Genomic DNA, 2585 nt, shown 5'->3' on the forward strand with positions numbered 1-2585 from the left:
ACCCCGGGCCGCAATACGAGGCCACCCGGCACAACGCCGGCTTCTGGTGGATCGACGATGTCGCACGCCAGCTCGGCGTGAACCTGCTGCCTGAGCGTGCCTATCAGGGCCTGGTCGCCCGTGTGAACCGCCCGCTGGCCGGGGTGGAGGCTGCGGTGTGGCTGCTCCAGCCCCAGACCTACATGAATCTGTCGGGCCGGTCGGTGGCGGCGCTGGCGCGCTTTTTCAAGATCGAGCCGCAGGAGATTCTCGTCGTGCACGACGAGCTCGACCTGCTGCCCGGCCAGATGAAGATCAAGCGGGGCGGCGGGCATGCCGGCCACAACGGCCTGAAGGACATCCAGGCCCAGCTCGGCAGCCCCGACTTCTGGCGCTTGCGCCTGGGCATCGGTCACCCGGGCGTGAAGGCCGAGGTGGCCGATTACGTGCTGCGCAAGCCGCCGGCGGCCGAGCGCGAGGCCATCGAGGACTGCATCACACGGTCCCGGGCGGCGCTGGCGCCCTTGTTGCGCGGCGAGATGGAGGCCGCCTCCCGCCTCATCCATGCGCGGCCCGTGCCCCCCCGCGCGCCTCAGGACACCCCCACGGAGCCGTCCCGATGAGCCGGCACGCGCGAGCCCCGGTGCTATCTCGCCATTGGCGGGTTGGGGCCGTGCTCGCGCTGGCGGCCCCGCTCGTCGCGGCCCAGCCGGTGTACCGCTGCGGCAACCAGTACAGCGACCGGCCCTGCCCCGATGCGCGGGTGCGCACCGACCTGGCCGACCCGCGCACCCCCGATCAGCAACGCCAGGCGTTGGAGCACAGCCTGCGCCAGGGCTGGACGGCCGACGAGCTGGAACAGGAGCGCCTGCGCCGCGAGGCAGCCCTGCGGGCCGCACAGCGGCCGCCGGACGACGAACCGCCGCGGGCAGCTGCTGCCGATCGGGCGCAAGACCCGCGCAGCTCGCGCCGACCCAAGGACTACAAGGTCAGGCTGCCAAAGCCGCCGAAACCTGGCAAGGCCCGGCCGGCCTCACGCTGAGCCGGGGCCCGCGGCCGCACCGGGCGGGCCTGCCATCTGCTGCGCCTGCAGGCGGCGGTACTTGGCCCAGAGTGTCTCCTGGTCCTCGCGGTGGTCGGGGTTGATCGGGATGCATTCCACCGGGCAGACCTGCACGCACTGGGGCGCATCGAAATGCCCCACACACTCGGTGCAGCGCTGAGGGTCGATCTGGTAGTACTCTGGCCCCATCGAGATCGCCTGGTTCGGGCACTCGGGCTCGCAGACGTCGCAATTGATGCACTGGTCGGTGATCATCAGGGCCATGGCGGCACCCCGTTCCTCTTTCAGTTCGCCTGCTTCACCTTGTGGCGCAGGCGCTCGAGCACCGAGGGTGCCACGAACTTGGAAACATCACCGCCGAGCATGGCAATCTCGCGCACGAAGGTGCCCGAGACGAACTGGTACTGGTCCGAGGGGGTCAGGAAGACCGTCTCGACCTCGGGCATCAGCTGGCGGTTCATGCCGGCCATCTGGAACTCGTACTCGAAGTCGCTCACGGCCCTCAGGCCCCGCACCACGACCTTGGCTTGCTGGGAGACGACGAAGTCGCGCAGCAAGCCGGCGAAGGACATCACCTGTACGTTGGGATGGCTCGCGGCAGCCTCGCGGGCGAGCTCCAGGCGCTCCTCGAGCGAGAACAGCGTGCGCTTGTGGTGGCCGGCGGCCACGGCCACGATGAGGGCGTCGAACAGCGTGCTGGCCCGGCGCATCAGGTCTTCGTGGCCCAGGGTCATGGGGTCGAAAGTGCCCGGGTAGACGGCGGTGATGCGGTGGGAGCGGGTCATGGTGTGGTTGGCAGATGGGCGGGTGCCGCCAGTGTAGGCGCGGCGGCACGCAGCAGGTGGTAGTGCACCGCACCGGCCCGGCCCTGGCGCCACAGTGTGAGGCCCAGCAAGGCGGCAGTGGCGTCGCTCCAGGCCCGGTCGGCCTCGAGGTAGATGAGCCCGCCGGGGGCGAGCAAGGGCCGGGCGGCAGCCGCAGCGGCGGTGAAGAGATTGGCGTCGAAAGGCGGGTCCAGCAGGACGAGGTCCCAGTCGGGCCGGGCGTGCGGGCGCATCCAGGCCAGGGCATCGGCTGCCTGGATCTCGACGCTGCCGGCCTTCAGCCGTTGCACCGTCTCGCGCAGGCCGCGCACCAGCGCCGCATCGCGTTCGAGCATCAGCACACGCGCGGCGCCGCGGGAGGCCGCCTCCAGCCCCAGGGCCCCGCTGCCGGCAAAGGCATCCAGGCAGCGCCAGCCGCTCAAGTCCTGGCCAAGCCAGTTGAACAGGGTTTCGCGCACGCGGTCGGGCGTGGGCCGCAGGCCGGGGCGGTCGGGCACCGGCAGCTTGCTGCGCTTCCACAGGCCGCCGATGATGCGCACCTCATGGGCCGGGGCGCGACGCTCAGGCCGGGGCGGGGAAGAGGGGCGGGGGGCAGACACGGCCTGGATTCTAGAATCGGGCTCGAGGACCCCGACACCCATGTTCAGTTTTTTCCGCAAGAAGACCCCGCCGCCTCAGACCCCCTGCGCAGCACCGGCGCCGGCCCCGGCGGGCGGGCC

5 protein-coding genes are annotated in these 2585 nt (G+C 71.2%); 2 read left to right on the forward strand and 3 right to left on the reverse strand.

Annotation, left to right across the window (positions count from 1 at the left end; translation table 11 throughout):
- Positions 1 to 602, forward strand: a 602-nt coding sequence (pth, locus tag ACK42S_RS17270) for an aminoacyl-tRNA hydrolase (protein ID WP_409710486.1), incomplete at its 5' end; no start/stop codon positions are given.
- On the forward strand, positions 599 to 1021 hold the full coding sequence (locus ACK42S_RS17275) for a hypothetical protein (protein ID WP_409710489.1): 423 nt from the start codon (positions 599 to 601) through the stop codon (positions 1019 to 1021). The genes pth and ACK42S_RS17275, both read left to right, overlap by 4 nt.
- Here ACK42S_RS17275 and ACK42S_RS17280 read toward each other — a convergent pair.
- Genes ACK42S_RS17280 through rsmD form a run of 3 tightly spaced genes read right to left on the reverse strand, consistent with a single transcriptional unit; the run spans position 1013 to position 2507 of the window.
- Positions 1013 to 1306, reverse strand: a complete 294-nt coding sequence (locus ACK42S_RS17280) for a YfhL family 4Fe-4S dicluster ferredoxin (protein ID WP_409710492.1) — start codon at positions 1304 to 1306, stop codon at positions 1013 to 1015. The genes ACK42S_RS17275 and ACK42S_RS17280 overlap by 9 nt on opposite strands.
- 20 nt (positions 1307 to 1326) lie before the next feature.
- Positions 1327 to 1827, reverse strand: a complete 501-nt coding sequence (gene coaD / locus ACK42S_RS17285; protein WP_409710495.1) for a pantetheine-phosphate adenylyltransferase — start codon at positions 1825 to 1827, stop codon at positions 1327 to 1329.
- Positions 1824 to 2507, reverse strand: coding sequence for a 16S rRNA (guanine(966)-N(2))-methyltransferase RsmD (gene rsmD, locus ACK42S_RS17290; RefSeq protein WP_409710498.1), 684 nt, complete (start codon positions 2505 to 2507; stop codon positions 1824 to 1826). Before rsmD ends, coaD begins: the two co-directional genes overlap by 4 nt.
- Positions 2508 to 2585: the final 78 nt, after the last annotated feature.

The organism is Caldimonas sp., from assembly GCF_046289365.1.
Taxonomy (GTDB): domain Bacteria; phylum Pseudomonadota; class Gammaproteobacteria; order Burkholderiales; family Burkholderiaceae_C; genus Caldimonas.

What these genes read in the sequence shown, in the direction of transcription:
- ACK42S_RS17275 (WP_409710489.1), top strand. Translation starts at nt 599, where the DNA reads ATGAGCCGGCACGCGCGAGCCCCGGTGCTATCTCGCCATTGGCGGGTT.
- ACK42S_RS17280 (WP_409710492.1), bottom strand. Translation starts at nt 1,306, where the DNA reads ATGGCCCTGATGATCACCGACCAGTGCATCAATTGCGACGTCTGCGAG.
- coaD (WP_409710495.1), bottom strand. Translation starts at nt 1,827, where the DNA reads ATGACCCGCTCCCACCGCATCACCGCCGTCTACCCGGGCACTTTCGAC.
- rsmD (WP_409710498.1), bottom strand. Translation starts at nt 2,507, where the DNA reads ATGGGTGTCGGGGTCCTCGAGCCCGATTCTAGAATCCAGGCCGTGTCT.